Source organism: Pseudoalteromonas sp. RWi3, from assembly GCF_054960735.1.
This window is the reverse complement of sequence record NZ_JBHNYL010000027.1, coordinates 1-23,347: the sequence shown is the minus strand read 5'-3', so window position 1 is coordinate 23,347 and position 23,347 is coordinate 1. Positions and strand designations below refer to the sequence as shown.

The 23,347-nt window shown below is 39.8% G+C and carries 20 protein-coding genes; 12 read left to right on the top strand and 8 right to left on the bottom strand.

Annotated elements, in window-relative coordinates:
- A partial coding sequence (locus ACFI4Z_RS18540) for an insulinase family protein (protein WP_462671835.1) occupies positions 1-1,976 on the bottom strand: 1,976 nt, incomplete at its 3' end.
- Between the two features lie 160 nt (positions 1,977-2,136).
- Here ACFI4Z_RS18540 and ACFI4Z_RS18535 point away from each other — a divergent pair.
- Positions 2,137-2,556, top strand: coding sequence for an MAPEG family protein (locus ACFI4Z_RS18535; protein WP_462671834.1), 420 nt, complete (start codon positions 2,137-2,139; stop codon positions 2,554-2,556).
- Between the two features lie 52 nt (positions 2,557-2,608).
- On the opposite strand, the gene ACFI4Z_RS18530 is transcribed toward ACFI4Z_RS18535, so the two are convergent.
- Positions 2,609-3,355, bottom strand: a complete 747-nt coding sequence (locus tag ACFI4Z_RS18530) for a peptidylprolyl isomerase (RefSeq protein ID WP_462671833.1) — start codon at positions 3,353-3,355, stop codon at positions 2,609-2,611.
- Between the two features lie 265 nt (positions 3,356-3,620).
- Here ACFI4Z_RS18530 and ACFI4Z_RS18525 point away from each other — a divergent pair, with 265 nt between their 5' ends.
- Positions 3,621-3,803: a hypothetical protein gene (locus ACFI4Z_RS18525; RefSeq protein WP_462671832.1), complete on the top strand. Its 183-nt coding sequence runs from the start codon at positions 3,621-3,623 to the stop codon at positions 3,801-3,803.
- An 87-nt stretch (positions 3,804-3,890) separates the two neighbouring features.
- Complete coding sequence (gene ushA / locus ACFI4Z_RS18520; protein ID WP_462671831.1) at positions 3,891-5,525, top strand: bifunctional UDP-sugar hydrolase/5'-nucleotidase UshA; 1,635 nt, start codon at positions 3,891-3,893, stop codon at positions 5,523-5,525.
- A 159-nt stretch (positions 5,526-5,684) separates the two neighbouring features.
- Here ushA and ACFI4Z_RS18515 read toward each other — a convergent pair whose 3' ends face one another.
- Together ACFI4Z_RS18515 and ACFI4Z_RS18510 are read right to left on the bottom strand one after the other, a co-directional pair.
- Positions 5,685-6,632 (bottom strand): hypothetical protein, encoded by a 948-nt coding sequence (locus ACFI4Z_RS18515; RefSeq protein WP_462671830.1) that lies wholly within the window; start codon positions 6,630-6,632, stop codon positions 5,685-5,687.
- Entirely contained in the window at positions 6,625-7,518 is an 894-nt protein-coding gene (locus ACFI4Z_RS18510; protein ID WP_462671829.1) for a PhnD/SsuA/transferrin family substrate-binding protein, read from the bottom strand. The genes ACFI4Z_RS18515 and ACFI4Z_RS18510 overlap by 8 nt, the downstream gene beginning before the upstream one ends.
- A gap of 220 nt (positions 7,519-7,738) precedes the next feature.
- Between ACFI4Z_RS18510 and ACFI4Z_RS18505 the strand changes: the two genes are divergently transcribed.
- From ACFI4Z_RS18505 to ACFI4Z_RS18495, 3 genes are all read left to right on the top strand, one after another.
- On the top strand, positions 7,739-8,599 hold the full coding sequence (locus tag ACFI4Z_RS18505; RefSeq protein ID WP_462671828.1) for a S1/P1 nuclease: 861 nt from the start codon (positions 7,739-7,741) through the stop codon (positions 8,597-8,599).
- A gap of 39 nt (positions 8,600-8,638) precedes the next feature.
- Positions 8,639-11,845: a TonB-dependent receptor gene (locus ACFI4Z_RS18500; RefSeq protein ID WP_462671827.1), complete on the top strand. Its 3,207-nt coding sequence runs from the start codon at positions 8,639-8,641 to the stop codon at positions 11,843-11,845.
- Between the two features lie 280 nt (positions 11,846-12,125).
- Positions 12,126-15,215, top strand: a complete 3,090-nt coding sequence (locus tag ACFI4Z_RS18495) for a TonB-dependent receptor (protein ID WP_462671826.1) — start codon at positions 12,126-12,128, stop codon at positions 15,213-15,215.
- Between the two features lie 60 nt (positions 15,216-15,275).
- Here the strand turns inward: ACFI4Z_RS18495 and ACFI4Z_RS18490 are convergent, their stop codons facing one another.
- Entirely contained in the window at positions 15,276-15,707 is a 432-nt protein-coding gene (locus ACFI4Z_RS18490; RefSeq protein WP_135473276.1) for a MarR family winged helix-turn-helix transcriptional regulator, read from the bottom strand.
- A gap of 138 nt (positions 15,708-15,845) precedes the next feature.
- Here ACFI4Z_RS18490 and hmgA point away from each other — a divergent pair, with 138 nt between their 5' ends.
- Together hmgA and maiA are read left to right on the top strand one after the other, a co-directional pair.
- Complete coding sequence (gene hmgA, locus ACFI4Z_RS18485; RefSeq protein ID WP_462671825.1) at positions 15,846-17,141, top strand: homogentisate 1,2-dioxygenase; 1,296 nt, start codon at positions 15,846-15,848, stop codon at positions 17,139-17,141.
- Positions 17,142-17,150: 9 nt separating this feature from the next.
- Complete coding sequence (maiA, locus tag ACFI4Z_RS18480) at positions 17,151-17,780, top strand: maleylacetoacetate isomerase (protein WP_462671824.1); 630 nt, start codon at positions 17,151-17,153, stop codon at positions 17,778-17,780.
- Here maiA and ACFI4Z_RS18475 read toward each other — a convergent pair.
- Positions 17,777-18,010, bottom strand: a complete 234-nt coding sequence (locus tag ACFI4Z_RS18475; RefSeq protein WP_099296654.1) for a TIGR02647 family protein — start codon at positions 18,008-18,010, stop codon at positions 17,777-17,779. The genes maiA and ACFI4Z_RS18475 overlap by 4 nt on opposite strands.
- Positions 18,011-18,182: 172 nt before the next feature.
- Between ACFI4Z_RS18475 and ACFI4Z_RS18470 the strand changes: the two genes are divergently transcribed.
- Together ACFI4Z_RS18470 and ACFI4Z_RS18465 are read left to right on the top strand one after the other, a co-directional pair.
- Entirely contained in the window at positions 18,183-18,485 is a 303-nt protein-coding gene (locus ACFI4Z_RS18470; RefSeq protein WP_462671823.1) for a DUF1496 domain-containing protein, read from the top strand.
- Between the two features lie 100 nt (positions 18,486-18,585).
- Positions 18,586-18,849: a VF530 family protein gene (locus ACFI4Z_RS18465; protein WP_099296652.1), complete on the top strand. Its 264-nt coding sequence runs from the start codon at positions 18,586-18,588 to the stop codon at positions 18,847-18,849.
- Here the strand turns inward: ACFI4Z_RS18465 and ACFI4Z_RS18460 are convergent, their stop codons facing one another.
- Positions 18,850-20,475, bottom strand: a complete 1,626-nt coding sequence (locus tag ACFI4Z_RS18460) for a diacylglycerol kinase family protein (protein ID WP_462671822.1) — start codon at positions 20,473-20,475, stop codon at positions 18,850-18,852.
- A 272-nt stretch (positions 20,476-20,747) separates the two neighbouring features.
- Positions 20,748-21,782, bottom strand: coding sequence for a branched-chain amino acid aminotransferase (locus tag ACFI4Z_RS18455; protein ID WP_462671821.1), 1,035 nt, complete (start codon positions 21,780-21,782; stop codon positions 20,748-20,750).
- 267 nt (positions 21,783-22,049) lie between these two features.
- On the opposite strand from ACFI4Z_RS18455, the gene ACFI4Z_RS18450 reads away from it, so the two are divergent.
- Both ACFI4Z_RS18450 and ACFI4Z_RS18445 read left to right on the top strand, forming a co-directional pair.
- Complete coding sequence (locus ACFI4Z_RS18450; protein WP_462671820.1) at positions 22,050-22,589, top strand: sigma-70 family RNA polymerase sigma factor; 540 nt, start codon at positions 22,050-22,052, stop codon at positions 22,587-22,589.
- Complete coding sequence (locus ACFI4Z_RS18445) at positions 22,586-23,284, top strand: anti-sigma factor (protein ID WP_462671819.1); 699 nt, start codon at positions 22,586-22,588, stop codon at positions 23,282-23,284. Before ACFI4Z_RS18450 ends, ACFI4Z_RS18445 begins: the two co-directional genes overlap by 4 nt.
- Positions 23,285-23,347: the final 63 nt, after the last annotated feature.

Genomic DNA, 23,347 nt, shown 5'->3' with positions numbered 1-23,347 from the left:
AATGCTTGATAGAAAGGAAATTGCTTTTGTTTATTCAGTAAGCCACGTTGGAAGCGGTCTAGCGCTTGCGCTAAGCCTTGCTGCGTCGTTTGAACATTAATTGATTCAAGCGCTTGTGCCAACAATACATCTTGCTTATCCGTAAAACCACTTAATGATAAGATCAAGCCATTACTTGCTTCTAAACCTACGCTCATGCCTGCAACAGCAGCCTCAGTGCTTAATTTACTTTGTTGTAAATTATATAAATCAGCCCATACTGAATAAAGAACTTTGGCTTTAATATCACTAAGTGCGTCAGGTGTATTTACATACACTTCGACTAAACCTTTAGGTTGCTCAGCAAAGTTTTGACTTGCTTGGCGCCATACTTTTACGCCTTGTTTGTCATAGACTAACTCTGGGTTTTCTTGCTCACCGAACTCAGCGGTTTTAATCGCAAAGCTTTCAGGCAATAAACGGTTTACCGTTGGCAATGCAAGGTCAAACTCACTTGGCTTGTTCCAGCTGGCAATTTCTTCATCACTAATATCTTCGATGCGATATTTACCATCGTAAAAATGTAATTTTGAATCGGTTTCTTCTTGCTTAGATGTATACCAAACTCGCAGAGTGTCGGCGTTTAATTGCTTAAGCACATTGTTTATCGCATCTGCATCAAACTTCGCATAATGATACGGCGCATTAATAGCATGATTAATTGGGTATTGTTGCATACTGCCAGCTAAGTTACTGACATAACCAAATTCGTCGCCCTTTTCTAAGAATTGGAATTGATTATTTAACGATGTACGAATTTCATTAAAGTATTTGCTATCAACCCCTTCTTTTTTGATAAGGTCGATATATTGCATAATAGTCGCGACTATTTTTTCGCGGTTTTTCATGCCCTCATCAGTCAGCTGTATATCAACCGTAAGTGCACCATAGTTGCCGTAGTGCGTAGGAGAACTACTTGCTGATAATTGCGAAACCCAGCCTTTATCACGCAATATTTGCGCTGGGCTTCCCTGCATTTCATTACTGAGTAGGTAAGCAACAAAGCGATTTGGTTTAACCGCAAATTCATCGCTATTATCAGTAATAGTAAAATCAAGCTGTAGCTGTTTTACGTCTTCGTTTGGTGCGTAATGAACACGTTTTCCGCCAACGTTATCAAAATCAAGCTTTTTAGTGACTGTTGGCTTGTCAATTTTCTTATCTTCAATATCAGCAAAATACGTTTGTGCTTTTGCTTCCATTTCGCTCAGTGGTAAATTAGAAATCATTGCCACTTTCATAATATTTGAAGAGTAATATTTGTTGTAGAAATCAACGGTTTCTTTATGGAGTGAGCTGCCTTCTTTATCACCAAGCGTTTCAAGGTTACCAATTAAAAAGCGGTTAGCTGGGTGATCGCCCATCATTTTACGTGCCAGTTTAAATTGGCCAAAAAAGTCCATTTCACGGCGCATTGACCACTCGGCGTTTACGGCGTTTTTTTCTTTATCTGTGTATTCAGGATAAAGTTTAGGCGATTTAAAGAAATCGGCAAAGCGGTCAAGGGCTTCATCGTAGGCATCGTTATTTACTTTAAACATGTAATTAGTGATATCAAGCCAAGTGTAGGCGTTGTGGGCACCACCATTTTTAGTCATGAAATCAGAGTAGCCTTTAGTGTCTGGGTAGCGCTGCGTACCTAAAAACAACATATGCTCTAAATAGTGCGCCATGCCCTGTTGGCTCATAGGATCATGTAATAAACCTACTCCTACACTCAGTGCCGCTGCTGACTTTTCTGCACTTGGATCTGAGACTAAAATCACTTCAATGTTATTGCTTAACTTAAGCGTTTTATATTCGCGATTGTCATTTGGGCTTATTACTAAGGTATCTGATAATAATGCAGTATTTTGTTGAACGGGTGTTGTTGTAGTTGTGCCGCAACCTGATAAAACAGCAAGCGCTATTGCACTTAGGGTAATAATTTTTTTCATATTCGGGGCTAATCCATCACTTAATTTATTGTTTGAATGATCGGTAAATATCAAAATGCTTGCAATCATTTTCCTATTTACTTTGTAACACATTGTAAATTGCAAAAACAAACTGTTAGTCTGGGCAAGTTTTATAATTAAATAATAAAAAGGACTCAAAATGGATAAGTATTTGTTATTGGCGATGTTTGCACAGGTCTTGTTGGCTTTTACAGTCATGGTAATCATGGGACGTCGTCGATTCGCTGCTGCAAAAAACAAAACAATCTCAATGTCTGATTTCGCGACCATGAAACTCGAACACGCAGGAGACAGAGTAAGAGTGGCAGATAGAAATTTTATCAATCAGTTCGAAATGCCCGTATTTTTCTTCATTGCATGCCTAGCTGCAATGCAAATGAACGCAGTTGGCACTTTATTCACAGCCGTTGCATGGGGATTTGTGGTATCAAGAATAGTGCACACGCTGATTCATGTCGGTGCAAATAATGTAAAACCACGTTATTACAGCTTTTTAATTGGCTGCTTATTGATTTTAGTACTGTGGATACTCATTGTTTTGCGCGTATTTAGCGTTTAAATAACAAATTTAATAGTGCCATCAACAATTGATAGCACTATTTTTAATACTCCTAAACAGTGCGACGGCGTTTAAAACCTAATAACGCTAATGGCAGTACAAACCAACCAATAACGCCACCAGAGCTACTTTCATCAGGGGTAACAATCAAACCATCACCATTATTATTTGTACTTTCTTTTGGTGATAGATTTATTGACGAGTTTGGATCGTCATCCAAAACAACAACACTGTTAATCGAAACTAAATTAGCAGAAGTAATAACAGTATCTGGATCTGCACACTGCTCAGTAGTGATGCCAACAACAGGTATTTCACCGCAATGTGTTAATTCACGAATTGCATCAATTACATCATAGCTATCAGCCGTAATTTGGCCAAATACAGTAAAACCTCCATTTTGATTATCTAAATTTTCGCTGTTGTCTTTTAAATTAAAAAACCATTGGCTGGTGGCACTGTTTGCATCATTGCCCAACTTTGCCATAGCGATAGTGCCTTTTACATTTGATAAAACAGGCTCGTTATCAACTGCATCCGATGTTTCAATTGCTTTAAACTCATTGTCATAAGTGAATCCACCACCTTGAATCACAAAGTTATTAACTGAACGATGGATCACTGTATTGTTATAGGATTCGTTGTTTACATAACTCAGAAAGTTTTCAACTGTTTTCGGTGTGTGTTGATCAAATAAATTTATAGTGATGGTTCCTTGCGAGGTTTGCATTTCAACTACAGTTGCGCTGCTGGCAAATGTTGTTACCGCCAAAAGCCCTGCTAATATCATTTTTTTCATTGTTTTTGTTTCCAGTTAAAGTGTTGTTCTTATGTAAATTTAATGAAAATACTATACAAACACTTAGTCAATTACGAGCAACAAACCACTAAAAATACAAATCACCTCAAAACAGTTACAACTGAGTTACACTTACTTACACATTGTTCTTTATTCGTTGATGTTATAAATAGACGCTGCTTAAAACTAAATGATCTCAATTCTTAGTTTTTTATTTGTTAGGATGACCCCGACAATAAAAACACACACAACAGGATATACCGTCATGTCACAAAGCAATGAGCAGATTTGCGATTTTGGCTTACATCAAGGTCAATCATATACCAAACTCCCAGCCAGTTTTTTAAATTGGATGGTGGGTAACAATCATGAGAAATCAGCACTCGCTGAGCAAGAACTTAACCGCAGACAATTAGCGGCCACGGGTCAATTAGAGACTGAAAACTAAAAAAGTCGCACCGTATACGTTATTTAGTCATAAATTTAGTTTAAACTACGCGTTTAATGAACAGCATCTGACAACACGGGTCACATTATGCGCGTAATTATTAGTCTCCTCTTACTATTTAGTGTTACTGCTTGTAGTAATAAAACCACTTTACACGAATCAACTTCTTCAAATGAAGCTCGCTATTTAACTGTATTACATACCAATGATAATCATGGTCGCTTTTGGCACAATGAAAAAGGCGAATATGGCATGGCGGCACGCAAAACGTTGATTGATCAATTACGCAGTGATGCCCAGCAGCAAGGTCATGCTGTTTTACTGCTCTCCGGTGGCGATATAAATACAGGTATACCTGAGTCTGATTTACAATTTGCCGAGCCAGATTTTAAAGGTATGTCGTTGATAGGCTATGATGCAATGGCGCTTGGTAACCATGAATTTGATAACCCTTTAAGTGTATTAAAAAAACAACAGCAATGGGCAAACTTTCCCTTATTATCAGCTAATATTTTTGATAAAAAAACCGGTAAAAATGCATTTCAGCCTTATAAGATATTTAATAAACAAGGGCTCAAAATTGCGGTCATTGGCTTAACCACTACCGATACAGCTAAAATAGGTAACCCACAATATATTGGCGGTTTAGAGTTCAAAGAGCCAATAGACGTAACCAATAAACTAGCTACCAGGATAAAGAATCAATACCAACCAGACATTACCATTGCTGTTACACATATGGGGCACTTTGTAGATGCTGCATTTGGGATTAATGCTCCAGGCGATGTAACACTTGCTCGTTCACTCCCTAAAAACACACTGGATATGATTATCGGCGGCCACTCTCAAGAGCCGATCTGTATGGCAGATAAAAATATCAACGATGATAGTTTTGGCCCGGGTAAATCGTGTAAACCAGATCAGCAAAATGGTACTTGGATCATGCAAGCGCACGAATGGGGAAAATACGTAGGTAAGGCTGAATTTAAACTACAAGACGGCCAACTAACATTAATTGACTACAAATTACTTCCTGTAAATTTATACATTGAGCAACCACAAGCAGATGGCAGAACAAAACCCGTTCTGGCAGCGAAGTACATCACACCTAACCCTGAGCTAAAATCATTTTTAGCTGACTACCAAGCCAAAGGGGCTAAGCAAATTGAAGGCAAAATCGGCTTTGTTGATGCAAAATTAGAAGGTGACCGTAATAAGGTTCGTTATCAGCAAACTAATTTAGCACGCGTAATAATTGCAGCCCAAATGAGCACAGTAGCCGCTGATTTTGGTATTATTAGTGGTGGTGGTATTCGCGATAGCATTGCTGCCGGTGAAGTAAGTTACAAAGACATCTTGAAAGTCCACCCTTTTAAAAATCGCATCACCTTCATGGATTGGCAAGGCCAGGATTTATGGGATTACTTAGAGGTTGTAACAAGCTTTCCACCCGATGCTGGCGCGTACATGCAGTACCATAAATTGAGTTTCAAACGCGATAACGGCAAACTAGTTAATGTACTTATTAATGGCCAGCCATTGGATTTGAACACAACTTATCGTATGAGCATTAACAGTTATAACGCCTCTGGCGGCGATGGATACCCAACACTGACCAACCGTAAGGGGTTTGTTAGCACTGACGAAACCGACGCCCAAGCATTAAAGCGCTTCTTTACAGAAAACAGCCCAGTCAATGCTGCAGCGTTTGCACCTAAGTAAACTTTAGTAAACAATTAGCAGCACTGAGGTTCAATTAACCTCAGTGCTGCTACAGTTAATTAATAAATTGCTGTTCTATTGCGTTCAGCAATTCCCACCTTATATTCACTTAAAGGTTTATTAACTGTATAAACTGCATGGTTTAATTATTTAGCTCAGTTATTTACCAATCACTTCTATACATTCGCTGCTAACTTGGTTCAAACCATAGCTATGAAGCCTTGAACGAGAGCCTTCGCCATGCGCTTTCGGCGGGTAATAAATCTCTTTTAATTCTGGGTATTCAACTAACACTTCATCTAATGCAGCACGAATTTCACTGAGTGTTTTTTCTAAACTGTTAGAAAAGTTGGGCCGTTTACGAATCGTGTGTCCGAGCTCTGTTAATCGGTAAAAATATTTGTTTGCAATATCTATCAACTCATCTGGCACATTCTTATTTTGATTTAAAATGGTATCTGGTTGCTCGCTGCAAAATTCAATCAGTGCTAAATAAAAACATAATGGTTTATTAGCTAATGATACACTCAATGCTGCATCATGCGTACTACCCAACGTTTTAGTATTAAGATCTATAACAAGTTTAAACGGCTCTGGCACATGCGTTTCATCTGCTTTCTTGCGTGCCCTAATAGCACCAGCTTTGGAGCGTTTAATATTCCCAGCCCAATAACCAAAAGCTAAAGCAAACAAAGCCAAAATTAATGCGCTTATAAAGTCAGATAATTGCCACAATGTATGATTAATACCAAACGTGACTGCAACACTGTCATCACTGGTTTTAAGATGGCGAACAATTAACTGTTTATTGCTTAAATCTGCTACTTCTATCTTCGTATCGCCAACCCCCTCCACAGTCACAACGTCACTGTCTAGGGCCTTATTCAAACGCGTGAGGTAGCCTTTGATCGCTGCACTATTGCCCGAATGTTTTAAAAACGCATTCGATAAATCTAACCGAGGTATATCAAGCGCTATACGCTTTTCTGCTTGGGTAATAACATTCTCAATATTGTGTTGTTGTTGCAGATAGCCCGCAGCTTTAAAAATCACTATAGAGGTGGTAAAAACAAGTACTATAACCACTTGGCAAAATTTATTAATCATCACCCTCTCCTAAAAAAACAGCACCTGAATCACTGCATTGCCAATAGGGCTCAACATGATTGAAGTAAGTAGACGTTTGTGATTGTGATAATGCCAATAAATTTGTTTGAATAGCACATAGCAAGTCAGTATTTTCGTGTTGCATTTTTAAATACCAGCGTGTGCCAATAATATTATTACTAATAGGCGTAATATAGTTTTTTGAAAAGCTTTGTTGATCTGTATTTTTCCAAAATGAGGCTATAATATCTACTTCACCGTTTGCGAGTAACTCCCTAAGTTCACTGTGGGAGCTTGCGTAGGTTACGTCTAAGTTTTCTAAGTTGATACCTAACTCTTTAAACGTCTGTTTTGGTAAAATATGACCTGAGCGACTGGTTGGATAATCTAATAAGCCAATTCGCTTATCTAAAAAATACTGTTTTTCGATTTTAGGCTTTTCTTTTGCTGAAATAAAAAATGCGGTATAGCTAGGAAAACCCACAATTGGTTGATAGTTATAAGTAGATTCAGCCTTAAACGCAGACATAATATTGTTTTTCGCTAATATAAGATCTGCAATTCCTTTACCCACAAACTCAATACTGTCAGCAGTACGATACCCCCAAAAGCCTCGCACTTCACCGTATTGTTTTGTCACAACAGCATCTTCACACAAACTATTAATAATTGATTTAGCTACTTTTTGTGACGTTGCATAAATAATTAATTGCTCTTTGTTTTGCGAAGCAGATGTAAAACAACGGCTCGACGTTTCAATTAAAGGCTTCAGCGTTTTCGATTCAGTAGCCACAATCAATTGAGTGACAAACCAAAGCATCACAAAAAACAGTAGTAAAACTGTAACAAATGTAGAGTGAGATAATATCTGCTGCTTAATTTTCAAATCTTCAACAATCCAAAAGCGAATATATCACCATTTGAACAATTTTAATTACTCATTACAATAGGTAATTTTACTCAAAACAAATAACCCATTGATAAATATAATTTATGAACAAGAAATTATGAATCTTGTTGAGTCCTTCCTATTCCACTAAAAATCAGGACAATTGACCTCTAAGAATAGTTCAGTACGCAGTTAATTTATTTTTAGGAAAATACAAATGTTAAGCAATCGGATTAGTGGTCTCAGTTGTTTTTTAGCTATTAGCATTCTTTTTACATCCCAAAATGCGCTCGCTTGGGGTCAAAATGGCCACAGGATTGTTGGCCAGGTTGCCGATAACCACATAACCGACACCACCCGCTCATCACTTAGCAAACTATTAGAAGGTGAAAGCCTTGCACAAATATCTACTTGGGCTGATGAAATGCGTTCGAACCCAAGTGAGTTTTGGCAAAAGAAATCCTCTCGCTGGCATTATATTAACTCCCCTACTAATTCTTCACAGTTTTCTCACGACCATTCTCATCAATTAAATAAAGATAACGTAAAAAATATTCTTGAAGGAATGTACTTTGCTATTGAGACGCTTAAGAACGAAAAAAGTACTGTGGACGCTAAACGTTTTAGCCTGCGGTTTCTTGTTCACTTAGTGGGTGATGCACACCAACCATTTCACGCTGGCCGTGCCGAAGATAGAGGTGGGAACCGCATAAAAGTAACCTTCTTTGGTGAAAACACCAACCTGCATTCACTGTGGGATACCAAATTAGTTGAAAGCGAAAACTTATCGTTCACTGAGTTTGCGCAATTTATCGATATTCATAATGCTGAAATAAAAGCTGAGTACCTTGCAAGCTCACCTGAGCAATGGTTAACCGAATCACATAACTTAGCAACTAACTTATACAAACTAGAAATCGATAAAGTTAGTTATAGCTACATTTACGACAATGTTCCTATTGTTAAAACGCGCTTACTGCAAGCCGGTATCAGACTCGCAGGGTTATTGAATACTTTGTTCGATAACTCAGCAAAACCGTTAGAAAAGGCACTTAAGATGCCATCTAACATCAATTAGTAAAAACCTTAAATAACCTATTACACGGGAATCAACAAAATGAACAAGCTTCGTCTTTCGAAATTAACTGGAGCGGTAATACTCGCTTTAGGTGTTTCAACGAGTGCTATGGCAGCAGATACATCATCAGCAATGCGCGGTAAAATTACAACGCCTTCTGGCGCTGCCGCTGCCAATGTTAAAATTAAAGTTATCCACCAACCAACAGGAACTGTGAGTGAATTAACGACTAACGAAAGTGGTACGTTTATCGCAAATGGTCTACGAGTAGGGGGTCCTTACACGGTTGTTGTAGATTCAGACACGTTTAATGACACAACGTTGGATAACATTTATTTAGAGCTAGGTGATACATATCGTTTATCATCACAGTTAGCACCGTTAAGCATGGAAAAGATCGAAGTATCTGGCTATAAAATTGTACAACAGTCAGGTGGTTCTAGCAGCGTATTCGGTGAAGATACCATCGATAATATGCCAAGCTTTAATCGCGATATTAAAGATGTTGCCCGTTTAAACCCACTTGCAAGCATCAACGGTAATGGCGAACTAACATTTGCTGGTAGCAACCCGCGTTCAAATAGCTTAACAGTTGATGGCATTGGCCAAAACGATGACTTCGGTCTTAACTATGGTGGTTACCCAACTGCGCAACCTCCTGTAGCACTTGATGCGATCGAACAAATTTCTGTAGATGTTTCTCCTTTCTCTGCATCTAAAGGTAACTTTGGTGGCGGCACAATCAACGCCGTAACAAAGTCAGGTACTAACGAGTTTAAGTTTTCTGGTTTTTACGAAACATCAACACCTGATATCGCCGGTGATGTGGACAGCATTTCACAAATTACAGCTGATGGCAGTCCTGTATTAGATAAAGATGGCCACCGCACCTATGAAGTTAACAAAGTATCACCAAACCAAACAGAAGAGCGTTTTGGCTTTAATATTGGCGGCCCGCTAATTGAAGATAAACTATTTTATTTTGTAAACTACAACAGCTGGAAGAGCGAGCTTGACCTAGATTACGGTTTTGAAGATTCAGGCGCGACCAACGAGTACGATGTATCTGAAGAAAGCTTTAACCAGTTTATCTCAATTCTAGATTCAGTCTACGGCATGCAAGACTCATTAGGTGGTGACCCTGAAGATAGCAATGAATCTTTATTGGTTAAACTAAGCTGGAACGTTAATGATGATCACCGTTTAGACTTTACTTACCAGTGGCAAGATGACCAAGATGAGCGTAATTTTGGCACAGGCGGTAGTACGGTTGATTTAGCATCATCACGTTACACCTATGCAACTAAGTTTAATAACTTCTCATCAAAGCTTTACTCTGATTGGAATGAAGACTTCTCTACTGAAATCGGTATTGCATACAAAGATGTTACTTCTGACAGCATTACAAATTCAAACATCGGTAGTGTAAAAGTTGAAGAGCGCTTCCGTGGGCCTGCATTCCAGTTTGGTACTGACGAGTTCCGCCATGCAAACTCTTCTGCAACTGAAACCCTTACCTTAACGCTTGACGCAACCTACCTTTTAGATGAGCATGAGCTTAGCTTTGGTGCGCGTTACGAGTCACTTAACCTTTACAATCTATTCGCCGCAAACTCACTAGGCTCGTGGGAGTTCGATACGTTTGACGGATTTGCAAACCGTGAAGTAGGTAACTTTAGAGATACGTATGACTTCTCTTACAGCAATGCGTACACAAATAACCCAGCAGATACAGCATACGATGCAACACGCAGCCAATTAGCGTTATACATTGAAGATACATTCTACATTGGCGACGATTTAGAATTATCAGCAGGTATTCGTTATGAGCGTTTAGCGTCAGATGACAAACCAACGCTGAATGAAAACTTTGCGAGCACCTATGGCTTTACTAACCAAGAAAACCTAGACGGTTTAGATATTATTTTACCACGTGTTGGCTTTAAGTATTATGCAACCGAAGCCCTTACTATCAATGGTGGTATTGGTCGTTTCCAAGGTGGTATTCCAAACGTATGGTATAACAATTCATACCAAAATGACGGTATTACATTCGTTGCAGCACCACAAAGCGCTATCGACGAATACTATGCGGCTAACCCTGCAGACATTACCGTTGTACCAGATGAAATCAAAAACACGTTAGTTCAAGGTGCAGGTAGCACGAACTATGTTGATCCAAACTTTGAATTACCTTCAAGCATTCGTTCGCAAATAGGCTTTGAATACGATTTTGATTCAGCATTACTAGGCAACGGCTTTAAATGGCAGGCAGAAATTGCTTACCACATCAAAGAAAATGAAGCGGTTTGGCACAACACAGCCATTCGTCCTGTTGGCACAGCTGCTGATGGTGATCGTTTAATTCAAGAGAGTATCTACACTGGCGATTTACAAGATAACTTTGATATTGCGATGACCAACTCGTCTGAAGATGGCCGTTCAGTTGTATTCTCAACAGCTCTTGCAAAAGAGTGGGACAACGGTCTTTATATTTCAACAAGCTATGCGCACCAAGATATCACTGAAGCAGCATCAGGTTCTTCATCGCGTGCACAAAGTAACTACCAGTACAACATTACGCAAAACCGTAACCAAGATTTAGCGCACCGTGGTTCATATGAAGTTGAGCACAGCTTTAAAATCAACGTGAGCTACAACACTGAGTTTTTCGCAGGTTATGCAACTAAGTTCAACATGTACTTTGAGCGTCGTTCAGGTCGTCCATTTAGTTACACTATGGGTATGTTCCGAGATGGTGATTTAGGTGACTCACGTGATTTTAACTCAAGCTCTGCTTACTTAGCGTATATCCCAACAGGGGCTGATGACGCTAATGTAAACTGGGAAGAATCAGGCATGACTTGGTCAGAACTTGAAACACTCCTTAATCGTGCAGGTATTTCTGAACGTGGCACTATCCTAAACCGTAACACAGGTACTCAACCTTGGGTTACCACAATGGATGTAAGCATCAAGCAACAAATCCCTGGTTTTGCTAAAGGCCACAGCGGTGAGGTTTACTTCATGGTTGATAACTTCGCAAACTTGCTTAATAGCGATTGGGGTGTTGAAAAACGCCTAGGTTTCTCTGACCAAGCTGTGTATGACTTTGGTGGTTTAGATGACCAAGGCCGCTACATCATCGATAGCCGTTATAACGGTGCTGATGTTCGTAACTACAGCCAAATCACAACGTCATCATCTGCATGGCAAGCTAAAATTGGCATTAGCTACAAGTTCTAATACCACTGTGTAAGTGAATAATCAAAAACCCGCTTTATTGGCGGGTTTTTTTATATCTAAAATAATCGATTTCATACTACTGTCATAAAAAACACTTAAATTACAGTGTATTTCATGATTAAGGCACTCATTTCAGCGCCTATCATTATTTTTATTACAAATTTGTGTGCAATGTAATCTATTTGTAATAAAATGAATGGGTACAATTTAATGCTTAGCAAACCAAGCATGTTACAACTTAAAATTACTAAAATATAATACCTTACACGGGAAATTAATAATGAAAATTCAACTACGCAAAACTGCGTTATCACTTGCTATTGCAGCATGTGTTGGCGCAAGTGGTGCTGCTTTTGCAAATGAAACTGCATCATCTGTAAAAGGTCAAATCACAGGCCCTAATGGTAACCCTGCCTCAGGCACGCAAATTACTATTATTCATATACCTTCTGGTTCAACAAAAACAACAACGGTAAACGAACAAGGTAACTTTTCTACAAAGGGTTTACGTGTTGGTGGCCCATACAAAATAATCGTAGATTCTGATACTTACGAAGACGCGCAACTAGACGACGTCTATTTAACACTAGGTCAAACTTACCCTATTTCTGTGGCCCTGCGTTCACAACAAATGGAACAAATTGTTGTAAGTGGTGCACCTATCAGCTCACAATCAGGCAGCACTGGCCCTGCTTCTCATTTCTCTTTAGATGATTTAGAAAACAAACCAGCTATCAATCGTGACTTAAAAGACGTTATTCGTGCCGACCCACGTATCTATATTGACGAGACAAACGCAGGCGCTATTAACTGTGGTGGTGGTAACCCACGCTTCAATAGCTTAACTGTTGATGGTGTTCGTATGAACGATAACTTCGGTTTGAACTCAAGCGGTTATCCAACTGAAAGAATGCCATTCTCTTTCGATTCAATCGCACAAGTAGCCGTAGAGCTTGCACCATTTGATGTACAATATGGTGGTTTCACATCATGTAACATCAACGCAGTAACTAAGTCTGGTACAAATGAAATCAAAGGTGGCTTTTTCTACGACTACACCAATGATGCAATGTCTGGCGATTCAATCGAAGGCGAAAAACAAGACTTAGGTGATTACTCAGAAAAACGTTATGGCTTTAATGTAGGTCTTCCGCTAATTGAAGATAAGTTATTCTTGTTCACTTCATACGAAAAGCTTGAAGGCGCACAAATTTTTGACTATGCCCCGTTTGCAAATGGCCGTATTGACCAAGCAACGGTAGACCGCATTAGACAAATTTCTATCGACTCTTATGACTACGATCCAGGTACTATGGTACCAAGTATGCCAGTTGAAGATGAAAAAATCTTAATCAAACTTGATTGGAACATCAGCAACGATCACCGTGCAAGCTTTGTGTATAACTACAACGATGGTTATTCACTGGCGCAATCTGATAGTGGCTCTAGCCGTTTATCTTTATCAAATCACTTCTATGAGCGCGGCGCAGAGCTTCAATCATACGTAACGTCGTTCTACTCAGATTGGACAGATGACTTTTCAACTGAAGTACGCGTAGGCTATTCAAAACTTGATAACCGTCAAAATTCACTTGATGCTGCATCAGGTTTTGGTGAGTTTAGAGTCGATACTGGTGATGTTGACGTATACCTTGGTCCAGATGACTCTCGCCAAGCGAATAAACTTAAATACGATAACTTATCGCTTAAACTTGCGGGTACTTACTACCTAGAAGACCACGAACTTTCATTTGGTTATGAGCGTGAAGAGCTAGATGTATTCAACTTATTTGTACAACACAATGAAGGTGAATACCGCTTTAGTTCATTACAAGATTTTGAAGATGGGGTTGCACGTGTTTACTACGGTAATGCGACAAGCCATAATCCAGACGATGCAGCGGGTGAATTCAAATACGCGTTAAACACATTATACTTCCAAGATAAGTTTGACCTGATTGATTACGATATTTCAATTGTTGCCGGTCTTCGTTATGATTTTTACACCAGTGATGATGTACCAACACATAACCAAAACTTTGAAGATCGCTACGGTTTTTCAAACAGCCAAAACTTAGACGGTATTGACTTATTACAACCACGCTTAGGTATTAACTGGATTTACAACGATCAGTTAGAGTTCCGCGGCGGAATTGGCCTTTATTCTGGCGGTAACCCAAATGTATGGATTTCAAACAGCTACTCAAACGATGGCGTTCGTAATATCCAGATTAATCAAAAAGGGATGCAAATCTTAGGTGATAACGCAGTTGCATTTAATGGCAATGGCCAACCTGGTTACGACATTCCACAAGACCTTTATGACGAAGTTGGTCAAGGTGGTGCTGATGCAAGCACTAACGTTACAGATCCAAACTTTGAAATTCCTTCAGAGTGGAAGTACTCAATAGGTGCGACATACATCACTGAAAACGATTACGTGTTTAACGTTGATTACCTTTACACTGATAAGCAAGATTCTGCTGTAGTAAAGAATTTAGCAAATGTACAAACGTCAGTTGCGCCCGATGGCCGTCCAGTTTACAGCGATAGCAATCACCCAAGAAATTCAGATTTCCTTCTTACCAATGTAAAAGGTGACGACGCATACTCGCAGATTTTATCATTAGCGATGAATAAATCTTTCGATAACGGTGTTGATTTAGCGCTTTCATATGCGTACACCATTGCCAAAGATGTTCACCCAATGACCAGCTCTGTGGCATTCTCAAACTACCATGGCGTGGCGGTATCAGATCCAGAAAACCCAGGTCTTGCAACGTCTAACTACGAAATCCCTCATCGATTCACAATGAGCGTATCGTACAACCATGAAATTTTTGATGGCTACGAGACTAAGTTCAACTTATTTGGTCAAGCTCAGCAAACAAACCCGTACTCGTACGCGTTTGATTCGCGCTCAGGTGGTTTAGGCTTTAACGACAACAGCCGTCAATTACTTTACGTACCAACGCTTGACGACAGCCAAGTTGTGTATGGCGATGACTTTGACCAAGCTGCATTTAATGAGTGGGTTGAAAGTGAAGGCCTAACACGCGGTAAAATTAACAACCGTAACAGCGTCGATGGCGACTGGTGGGTAACGTTAGATTTCAAAGTTGAGCAAGAGTTTATGGGCTTTGGCGAAGGCCAAAAAGGTTCAGCTTACTTTGTTATCAAAAACATCGGTAACATGATAAACGATGACTGGGGCGTACTTAAAACGGGCAGTGCACTACAAAGTGCTGTTTCAGCTGACATCGTGAATGGCCAATATGTATTTAATGAGTTTAAAGACCCATCAGGTACAAGCATTGAGTCAAGACCATCACTATGGGAAATGCGTGTTGGTGTTAAATACACTTTCTAATTTTCCAAGTTAATTTGGTACACGTTATTCTAAAGCCCATCTTTTGATGGGCTTTTTGTTTTACGCCTCTAATTTTGTCTGTAATTTATTTAAGCAACTTAACAAAACCGTATACTCATCTTGCGTTAATGACGCTAATAAATCTTGCTCCCACGCTAATGCAGCTGGTGCCAGTTGTTGATATAAACTATGACCTTCATCACTCAGTGCCAGTAGATTGGCTCGCTTGTCTTGTGGATTCTCTAAACTCAACACATAACGCTTATCTATTAATGCTTTGATAGCGCGTGACACAGTTGATTTATCCATTGCTGCTTGCTCACACAAAGCTTTTGCATGGCTTTGCCCAAACTGCGCTAAATTAAATAAAATACGCCATTGTGGAATAGTTAAGTCGCTTTGTTGTTGATATACATCCGCAAACTCCTCACTCATTTTACTGGCTAGGTTTGCTAATCGATAAGGTAAAAAGGTCGCTAAATCGAGTGCCATCTTCTTAAATCTCCGCCCAAATGGGCTTTACAGTCGTGTTTTGCCTGTTCATAAATATGTACAGCACGATAAAAACAGAAGGTTTGAATTTAATCTCACATGAGAGTATCTTACAGTAAAACACAAAGGAGTCGAGTGATGACAAGCGAATTAAAATACATGACAGGGTTTGGTAATGAGTTTGAAACCGAAGCCCTACCCGGTGCATTACCTATTGGTCAATTTAGCCCTCAAAAAGTAAAATATGATTTGTACGCTGAACAATTTAGTACAACAGCGTTCACTGCCCCGCGTGCTGATAACCGTCGCACTTGGATGTACCGTATTCGCCCTTCAGTGGTACAAGGTGATTACACTGCAATAGACAATGGCTTAATTCGCACAGCACCAATCACTGAAGTACCGACTCCACCCACTATGTTACGTTGGAACCCTATTGATATACCATCAACACCCACTGACTTTATAGATGGCTTAATTACAATGGCAGCCAATGGCAATGCTAATGGCCAAGCAGGGATTGGTATTCACGTATATGTAGCCAATAAATCAATGACCGACCGCTATTTTTATAATGCTGACGGTGAAATGCTGTTTGTTCCGCAGCAAGGCGAGCTACTGCTTAAAACTGAATGTGGTAACTTAACTGTGAAGGCTGGTGAGATTGCGGTAATACCTCGTGGTATTAAATTCCAAGTGATGCTACTAACTGACACGGCCCGAGGTTATATTTGTGAAAACTACGGCCACGCATATGTATTAGCTGAGCGAGGCCCTGTGGGCGCAAACGGCTATGCAAACGATCGTGATTTTCAATACCCTGTGGCCGCGTTTGAAGATAAAGAAGGCGAGTTTGAATTAATCGCTAAGTTTAATGGCAATATGTTCAGCTGTGATATTGGTCACTCCCCGCTAGATGTTGTCGCGTGGACAGGCAATAGCGCGCCGTATAAATACGATTTAGCACGCTTTAATGTGATGAACACAGTAAGCTTTGATCACCCAGATCCGTCAATTTTCACAGTGCTTACGTCACCATCAGGTACTGAAGGCGTTGCAAATATTGATTTTGCAATCTTCCCGCCACGTTGGATGGTCGCTGAAAACACCTTCCGCCCACCTTATTATCACCGTAATATTATGAGTGAATTTATGGGGCTAATTGAAGGTGTGTACGATGCCAAAGAGCATGGTTTTGTGCCTGGTGGAATGAGTTTACATAATTGTATGTCGCCACATGGGCCAGAAGCCGATGTATTTGAAAAAGCGTCAAATGCTGAACTTGAGCCTCAGCGCTACGAAAACACCCTCGCCTTTATGTTTGAGTCGCGCTATGTAATTTCGCCTACAAAATATGCCCTCGAAGGCAAAGAGCGCCAACCAAACTATACTGATTGCTGGCGTACAATTAAAAAACATTTTAAAGCTGAATAAGGTCATTTCATGAAACTGTATACTTATTTTCGTTCATCTGCGGCTTATCGTGTGCGTATTGCACTTAATTTAAAAGCCATTGATCATGAACTAGTACCTGTAAACTTATTAAAGTCAGAGCAGCAAGGTGAGCACTACCTGAGTAAAAACCCACAAGGGTTATTACCTGCGCTTGAAACTGAGGAAGGAGTTTTAGGACAATCGTTAGCCATTTTAGAATACCTTGATGAAACGTACCCTCAACACCCGTTGATTTACGGCAATGCATGGGAAAAAGCACATATCCGTAATTTAAGTTATGCCGTAGCGTGCGATATTCACCCTATCGATAACTTGCGCGTACTTAAGTATTTAAGCACTGAGCTTGGGGTGGATGATGAAGCCAAAAATAAATGGTACCGTCATTGGGTTGAAGTAGGCTTTGAAAAGCTAGAGTTATTACTGGATGAGAAAAATAATTTTTGTGCTGGAAACAAACCAAGCCTAGCTGATGTGTGTTTAGTGCCACAAGTATTTAATGCGTTGCGCTTTAATGTCGATATGACTGCATATCCTAAAATAGCAGCCATATATGCGCATTGTAATACACTGGCTGCATTTAGTGATGCAGCACCACAAAATCAGCCTGATGCAGGCTAACTGCTCAGTGCGCTGTGTATCACAGTAACATGCTCAATTAAATCTAAGCCCAGATCGGTTAAATATCCGCCGTCTGGGCTATCTATAATCCCTTTTTCAAATAAACGCTGTGCGGCGCTAATAACACTGTCGTTGGCATCGCTATGAATCTTAATACCTTGCATTTTGCTGCTAACAGGAAATTTAGCAAGCAGTTCAAATTCATCCATCATCTTTTGGTTAAATTGCATGTGTTCACCTTGTTTACGAAATTATTATTTTATTGATTATTTACCCTAACACATTTTATACCCAAGTCACTCTAAAACACTTATTAGCAACCTATTGAAAAATTGCTACTGGTAATTCTTGGTAACTTGAGTATAAGCTTAGTGGAGTTATTTTTTAATGCAAAGGCTGAATATGAGAATTTTAACTACTATAGGTCTATGTTTTGTTTGTTTTATTTACTCAGTAAATAGCTTTGGGAATAATTCAAAAACAACATTGTTATTAAACCCTCAAGATGCAATAGCGCAGCTGTCTGTGTGCTGGTTTGATGATAAACGCTACAGTGAAGGCGCTGTTATTGTGATGGCTAATTTAAAAGTCATGTGTGCTGCAAAAAAACCACATCACAATAACAGTGCATTAAGTTGGTTAATGCTTGATGATAAGAATGAGATTATTTACCCAAAAACACCTAAAAAAATTCGGGTTAATTAGCCAAAACTGGGGTTATTAAATACCGCACAAAGATATCGCGTTGGTATCAACGGCCACATAGGCTACAATAGCCCCGAATTTTTTAACGCTATAGTGAATTATGAATCAGCAAGCTAACAATCCATTACATGGTATAACTCTTGAACAGATCGTCGTAAAACTTGAACAAACAATTGGCTGGAAAGCCATGGGCGAGCAAGTGGACATTCGCTGCTTTAAGTCTGATCCTAGCGTTAAATCGAGCCTTAAATTTTTACGCAAAACCCCTTGGGCACGCACTAAGGTCGAACAGCTTTATCTGGATAACTGTGTAGAAACAAAGCCGCAAGCAAGCGGCTTTGTCTGGCCAAGTATTAAAAAGTAACTAAACAGCCTGCTCTGCACACACTACAGCAAGTGAGTTAGGTTCAATTTCGATCACTAATTCGCTTGCTGTTTTGACCTCGCCATCTATCACATACTTAATCTCATCAGCAGCACTTATCACTACCCGACGAGCATTAGTGTGATGCGAGTTTATCGCTAGATGCGCCTGCGTTACACTGCTTAAAACAAGTTCTGCAATACTAAATACATTAGTCGAATTATCTACATTCGGCGTTAGCCAATTGACATCTAATAAGCCGTCATTGTGATCAGGCTGCCCACTACCTTGTGCAAGCAAGGTTGTAAATGGAGCCGCGTTAGCCACTATCAAACTGTTTGTAAACAACTCTTGAGGCTCGTTATCGTCTAGCTGCACACTCAGCTTTTGCGCTTTTTGCTGGCCTAACGCTTGCCAAAAACCTTGCAAGTATGCAACTTGACCAACCGCGTTTTTACTTTCACGGTCAGCCTTTTCTATCATCGTTTGCTCAAAGCCAACACCTGCCAATAGCAGCATAAGCTCACCATTACAGTAAGCTGTATCCATATATTGAGTTTGACCATCAATAATAAGGTCGCATGCCGTTTCAACGGGGATTAATTTAGATTTTATCCCCATCAAAACATGTGCGAGTGCATTGGCTGTACCCAACGGAATTATACCGAGTTTACAATCGGTATTAACAAGTACACTGGCAACCTCTGCAACTGTTCCGTCGCCGCCACAAGCAATAATCAAATTCGGGCCGTCATTCATAGCTTGCTTTGCTAATACAATACCATTTTCATCTTTTGATGTTGTTAATACTGTCAAATCATAATAAGCAGACAAGCGATTAATAATCATATCTTTTTTTTGTTGCCACAGCTTGGTACCAGATACAGGATTGGCAATTAACACTGCCTTGTTCTTAATGAGCAACTCTCCACTACGATGACGTTTAACTAAATGACGTAACTGGTGCTTATTGAGATTAGCTGTTTCACGGGTCTCTTTAATTTGTGCTAATACTTGATGAACATCCGCATCTTTATTTTGACTCAATAAATAAGCCGCCATAACAAACACAGACCGCCCACGACCCAGTGCACAATGCACTACCACACGACGATCGGCTTTAATATGATGGTCAATCCAGTTAAGAGCTTGATTAAGCTGCGATCGCGTAGGCACGCGGTGGTCAAGTACTGGAATATTCAGGTACTTGATATTCTCTTGAGTGGAAGACCATTCGAGTCCATCAAACTCGCAGGTAACATCCAAGATAGCTGTAATATTATTTTCTTTCATCGTGTCTATGTCCGAGGGAAATAAACGACACGCTAAGAATAAATGATCATTAATTTGTTGTAATGGCGGCACTTTATCCCGTTTGCGGCTCCACGCGTTATACACTTGTGCACCCAATAAAAAAGGCACGAAAGCCCAACGGATATAAAACGGAATAACACCGTTTTCGCGCTTACGAAAAATTTTAGCTACGTTAAACACGTACGCGCCGCCTACGAGCAGCAATGAGAGTGCGGTCCAATAAAACATAATGGAAAAATAAACAGCATCTACTTGCCAGCCCATCACAATAAATACCACTGCTAACACGATATAACTAATTGCGGCCCACATAGACTCTCCTTTGTTATTAATTTTATGTGGTTAGTATTTAATAAACAAACCACTTTGTAAGGTAGTTTGCAATAATTACGCCGAAATAAATAAAATAAAAGTTTTTATATTTCAATAACTAAAATTTTCTCATTGAAGACTTTGCGTTGATTTTACACACAGGTGTGAGTTACTTACAGTGTAAGCGTAGGATATTGAAATGAAAAAGCCCAAGTTTCAGCATACCAGTATTATGGCTAGCTTTCTCTTAGGCATAATGAATTACACAGAAATTAAACGTCTACTTTGGTTAACCAACCATGTGTATCTGGTGCTTTACCCCACTGAATATCATTCAATGCTTGACGTAAACGGGTTGTCGTTGGACCCGGCTCGCCAGTACCTACTTTATATTCTTTATCATTATGAATAAAAATCCCTACCGCAGTGAGCACAGCAGCTGTACCAGAAAGCGCAGCCTCAGTGCCTGGCTTAGCTGCACGCTCTAATAATTCAGTAACTGTAAAGTTACGTTCTGACACTGTCATGCCTAAATCTTTGGCAATAGTCAAAATACTGTGGCGTGTTACACCATGTAGAAATGTGCTGTCGAGCGCTTTGGTGATGATCTCGTTACCATCAATTAAAATAAAGTTAGCAGCACCGGTTTCTTGTACGTCACCACCTGGGCAAAATAAAATTTGATCTGCTTGGTATTTTTCACGGGCTGCTGAAATTGGTGCCAATGCACTGGCATAATTACCACCACTTTTAACCATTCCCATGTGTGGCGCGCAACGCATGCCATCTTCTTCTAATAAAACGCGTAATGCCGTTGAGCCACCAGCAAAGTAATCACCAACAGGCGACAATAAAACATACATAAGTGAACTTGCAGAGGGCACTGCTGCTTTACCAATTGCAGCTTCAGTACCGATATGCGTTGGACGAATGTACATTGATCCCGGCGGTAAAGGCGTTTCGTCAGCGTATTCTTTAACAATATCGGTAATCATTTTCGTAAGCTTAGGCCCTTCAAAGCTTGGCAAGCTTAATAACTTTGAGCTTTGCTGCATACGTGCAATGTTTGCATCCATTCTAAAAATGTATATTGAGCCATCATCATGGCGAAATGCTTTTAAACCTTCAAAACATGTACTCGAATAGTGAAGAACGTGTGCCCCAGCGTGCAGTTCTATTTTATCTGAAGGAACAATTTCGCTTTCACTCCAAGCATTATCTGTAAATCTCGCTTGGATCATTTGTGGCATAAATACCGTACCAAATGCTGCCATTTTAATCTCTCTTGTGTTGTGTGCTTTTCCCACAGTGTATTACATTCACCCACTGTTTAACCATAACTAAAACGGTGCTTTTATTATTGAAAAACACATTTTTTTAACGTTTAAGCTTATTTTTGCTTTAATTGTATTAATTTAGTACGTTTTACATGCTCAAAAACTGATCGAATAAGCTTGCTAAGCCGTAAATGACTGCTAGATTTAGAACGTTATACTCTGCACTCAACCCTGCAAACCTTTTTTGCATCCAATTATCAACCTCAAACGTTTACTAATAATAACAACAGGAACTTTATGGAAATCGATGAACTATTGCCGTTGCTGAGCCAAACCGCTCAGGGAAATAAACAGGCTTTTGCAAAGCTCTATAATGCAACCAGCCCAAAACTATTTGCTATCAGCTTAAAAATGTTGACTAATCGTGCTCATGCAGAAGAAGCGTTGCAGGATGCGTTTGTCAAAATTTGGCATAACGCATCTGAATACCAAGCCAGCAAAGGGACAGTTATTAGCTGGATGATCAGTATTGTAAGGTATCGAAGTTTGGACTCACTGCGTTACCACAAGGTGCGTAAAGAGCAAAGCCTAGATGACGACAACGATCACTTTGAACCTATTGCAGATACTGCAATAACTGTTGATTACGAAGAAAAGACTAAACTCGTTGATTGTATGGAACAATTGGATGAGCAGCAAAAACAAGCGATCCATTTAGCCTATTATAAAGGGTTAACTCACAGCGAACTGGTGGATCATGTAGAAACTCCACTTGGCACAGTTAAAAGTTGGATCAGACGGGGCTTACAACAGCTGCAGAGGTGCTTAACGCTATGAATTATGACAATCAAAAACTGATAGATATGCTTGCAGCAGAGTATGTTTTAGGCACTCTAACGGGTTCAGCGCGTAAACGTTTTCAGCGTTTAATGCTCACCTCAACACGCATTAGAGAAGCAACATGGATATGGGAACAGCACTTAAATAACTTAGCAAGCTCCATACAATCTGAGCCACCAAGTGATGAGGTTTGGCAAGTTATATCTCAGCGTATCGATGCCTCTGAGCCAGCTAAATCATCGTCCACTGACTCTAATGTAATCAAGCCTAGAGCACATATTTGGAAGGCATGGTCGCTCATTGCCACTGCTGCCAGTATTGTACTTGCAGTAATTATTTGGCAGCCTCAAGCGCCAGTGCAACCTACCCAACAAATTGCTTTGTTTAAAGATGCAGCAGAACAACCACTGTGGTTTATTGATATTAATGAGCAAAACCTATCTATTAAAGCCAGTGACAAGTTAGTTGCAAGAAATGACAAAGATTATCAATTATGGATGATCCTCAAAGGTCAGGACACGCCTATATCGTTGGGCCTTTTACCAAAAGGTGGTGTTAAGTCATTACTCAAAGACAGCCGCTTTAGTGCCCAAGATATAGCACTATTGGCAATTAGTTTGGAGCCAATTGGTGGTTCTTTGACGGGTCTGCCGACTGAAGTCTTGTATACAACAGAGCTAATATTACTGTAAAAAAGGTGCGCTTTTTGTAACGCGGATTCAAGTCTGAAGTACACTTGCACTAATCACTAAAAT